Annotated in this window: 4 protein-coding genes and 1 pseudogene; 1 reads left to right on the top strand and 4 read right to left on the bottom strand. The window is 72.8% G+C overall.

The window, feature by feature from the left end:
* The 4 genes and pseudogenes from RIF68_RS31630 to RIF68_RS31615 all read right to left on the bottom strand — a co-directional run.
* Window positions 1–357 (bottom strand): annotated as a pseudogene (locus tag RIF68_RS31630) (glycoside hydrolase); the annotation flags it as partial.
* Window positions 358–434: 77 nt separating this feature from the next.
* Entirely contained in the window at window positions 435–740 is a 306-nt protein-coding gene (locus RIF68_RS31625) for a hypothetical protein (protein WP_309054700.1), read from the bottom strand.
* Window positions 741–766: 26 nt separating this feature from the next.
* Window positions 767–1,489, bottom strand: a complete 723-nt coding sequence (locus RIF68_RS31620; protein ID WP_309054699.1) for a TetR/AcrR family transcriptional regulator — start codon at window positions 1,487–1,489, stop codon at window positions 767–769.
* A gap of 69 nt (window positions 1,490–1,558) precedes the next feature.
* Window positions 1,559–2,494: a diiron oxygenase gene (locus RIF68_RS31615; protein WP_309054698.1), complete on the bottom strand. Its 936-nt coding sequence runs from the start codon at window positions 2,492–2,494 to the stop codon at window positions 1,559–1,561.
* Between the two features lie 174 nt (window positions 2,495–2,668).
* Here RIF68_RS31615 and RIF68_RS31610 point away from each other — a divergent pair.
* A partial coding sequence (locus RIF68_RS31610; protein WP_309054697.1) for a ferritin-like domain-containing protein occupies window positions 2,669–3,389 on the top strand: 721 nt, incomplete at its 3' end.

Genomic DNA, 3,389 nt, shown 5'->3' with positions numbered 1-3,389 from the left:
GTCGGAGGGCGGCGGCTCGGCGGGGGCGGGCGCCTGTGCGGGACGTTCCTCGCCGGGGGCGGGCTTCCGTGCGGGCGGTCCGCCGGGGGCGCGCTCACCGGCAGCCGGTGCCGTCGCGGGCGGTGCCGTGACAGGTGGCCCGCCCGGTGCACCGGCGGCGGAGTCGGCGTCCGGGGCCGCGGGGTCCCCCGCCGGTGGCCCGGCGGACCCTGCCCGCAGGCCGGCGGGCGGGACCACGGGCGGACCGGCCGGCGCGGCCGTGGCTCCCGCCGGTTCCGACAGGCCCGAGACCGGCGTCAGCGCGGTCGTCGCGGCGAGCACCCCCGTGCAGACCGTGCGCAGCAGCCGTCGCGACACGTCGTCATCACCTCCACCGGGATGATGACGCGTCACTTCATCCGATTACCGTACGAAGCGGGGCGCGCCCCGCCGCATCACCCGTTCGGCTCCGGGTCCCGCCGCGGCTCCGCCGCCGGGGCCGGCTTCGACCAGGGCCACTTGAGCTCGCGCCGCTCCCGCCCCTCGGGGGCGTACACGTACACCCACCCGCGCTGGAGACCCAGCCGCCTGGTGTAGCCGGCCGGTTCGCGGCGGTACGCGTAGACGGTCGGCGGCCGGCCGTCGTGGGCCGGCACCGGCACCTCGTACCACTTGGGCGGGTGACCGGTCGGCCCGACCAGGATGGGCAGGACCCGGCCGTCCAGAGGACCGCCGCGGAAAGGGGTGTTCTCGCTTCTCACCCCTCCAGTCTCTCCCGACGCCTTGGTCACAGCAGATGGGCGGCCTTCCCCACGACCGGGATCACCCGGCGGGCCAGGCTCGCCACCGGGCCGTCCGGCGTCTCCTGGGCCAGCAGGTGCGTGACCACCTCGGCGGTCTCCGCGTCGCTCGCCGTGCCGGCGGCGAGCAGGGCGACCAGCTGGTCCACCAGCCAGTCGCGCAGCTCGCCGGGCGGCGGCTGCTTGCCCTCGTCCAGCCAGATCAGCGAGGCCGCCTCGACGGCCGCGATCCAGGTCCGCACCAGCATCCGCAGCCGGGGTCCCGGCCGCTCCACCGCCAGGTGGACGTAGATCTGCTCGGCGGCGGCCCGGCGCACCTCGTCCACGATCGCGGTCGTCCGGGAGGTCTCCACGACACTGCCGCCGCGCAGCAGCGCGCTGAACCCGGCGTCGTGCTCGTCCACGAAGGCCAGGTAACGGTCGAGGACCCGGCCGAGCCGTTCCGTGGGCGGTCCGGCCGGCGGCTCGGCGAAGCACCGGTTCAGCACGTCGGCGGAGGAGCGCAGGGCCGCCTCGTACAGCTGCTGCTTGCCGCCGGGGAAGTAGCGGTAGACGAGGGGACGCGAGACTCCGGCCGCCTCCGCGACGTCGTCGAGCGACACCTCGTCGGGCGGCCGGTGGGCGAAGAGTCCCAGAGCCGCGGCGAGGAGCTGGCCGCGCCGCTCCTCGACGCCGAGCCTGCGGTACGCGGGAGAAGCGGCGCTCGTCATGCCCGCAGCGTAACCCCGGCCCCCGCGCCCCGGCCCCGGTGCGCGGGGGACCGGCCGCCGCCCCGCACCTCAGGCCAGCAGTCCCGAGGACTTCCACAGGCGGCGGCCCGGGCCGCGCAGGACGCCGATGTCGTCGAGGAAGTCCGTCAGCCGCCCGGCGCCGGCCCGCATGACCTCGCGCCGGTGGCCGCTCGCCCTCACCTGGGCCACCGCCTCCCGCCGGTCCAGGCCCACCGCCTCGTAGACCCCCGGGTTGACGAAGCAGACGGAGAAGACCCGCGCGGCCTCGCCGCAGCTCAGCCGGGTGAACTCCCGCTCCCAGCGCGGGGCCGTCACCATCTGGCGGCGCAGCTCCTCGCGGGCGTACCGGACGTGCCGGGCCTCCTCCACGACGTGGATGCGGGTGACGCCGCGGACCAGCGGCTGCACCCGCTCGTCCGCGAAGGTCAGGCGCTGCATCCAGTCGAGGATCTCCTCCCCGAGGAGGGTGGCGGCGAAGGAGCCCGGGGTGGTGGAGACGGTCTTCAGGAGGCGCGCGAGGTTGTGGTAGAGCCGCGGTACCGGGTACGCGGGCGTCCCGCCGCGCCGGATCAGCCGGGCGAACATCATCGAGTGCCGGCACTCGTCCGCGATCTCGGTGAGCGCGTAGCGCACATGATGACTGGTCAGTGACTTGTCGTAGATGTGCCGCACGAGCAGCTGCATCAGAATGATCTCGAACCAGATGCCGAGCGAGGCGAGCGAGGCGGCCTCGTGACGTGAGAGGTCGATCCTCTGTTCCTCGGACATCCGCCGCCACAGCGGCGTGTCGTAGAGGGAGACGAGCTCCGGCGGCCAGAACCACGCGCCGTCCTCGAAAGGGCTGTCCCAGTCCAGCTCGGTGTCCGGGTCGAAGGAGTGCTTGCGGGAGGACTCCAGGAGGCGCTCGGCGACCTGTTCCCGGTCGCGCAGCGGCCCCAGGGCGTCCCTGAGGAGTGAGAAGTCGGGCTCGGTGAAGGAAGTCATGATCAGGACACCTCGTCGCGCTCGCCGTCACGTCCACGGATCGACCGGGGTTACCCGGGGTATCTCCTTATGAGACTGCCCGTCAGCAGGGGGGTCAATCCCCCGCGCGGGACTTGTCGTCCATCCCGTCCACACCGTGTGAGCCTGCTCGGAAACGGCAGTAAGGAGTCGTCAGTGTCGACCCACGACCTCTATGCGAACCCCCCGGGAGCGCCGCGCTGGGAGGTGCCCTCGCCCGGCGCCGGCGCCCGCTTCACCTGGGAATACGATATGGAGGACACGGGCCGCGACCGGCTCCTCGCCCTGTACCGGAAGGGCAAGGACAAGCAGTGGGACGGGGCCCGGCGCATCGACTGGGACCTGGAGGTCGACCCGTACGACCCCCTGGGCACCCCCGACGAGGCCATGACCCTCCACGGCACCCGCCACTGGGCCAAGCTCTCGGAGAAGGACAAGGGCGAGCTGCGCCGCCACTACGCCTCCTGGCAGTTCAGCCAGTTCCTCCACGGCGAGCAGGGGGCCATGATATGCGCCGCCCGGATCGTCGAGTCCGCCCCCGACATGGACGCCAAGTTCTACTCGGCCACCCAGACCATGGACGAGGCCCGGCACGCCGAGATATACGGCCGCTTCCTCCACGAGAAGATCGGGATGCTCTACCCGATCAACGACAACCTCCAGGGGCTCCTCTCCGACACCCTGCGCGACTCCCGGTGGGACATGCCCTACCTCGGCATGCAGGTCCTCATCGAAGGCCTCGCCCTCGCTGCCTTCGGCATGATCCGCGACACCACCGACAAGCCGCTGCCCAAGCAGATCCTCGCCTACGTCATGCAGGACGAGGCCCGGCACGTGGCCTTCGGCCGGATGGCCCTGCGTGACTACTACAAGCAGC

Source organism: Streptomyces sp., from assembly GCF_031178505.1.
Classification (GTDB): Bacteria; Actinomycetota; Actinomycetes; order Streptomycetales; family Streptomycetaceae; genus Streptomyces; species Streptomyces gulbargensis.
Note: the sequence above shows the minus strand (reverse complement) of the source record. Positions and strands in the feature narration are given on the sequence as shown.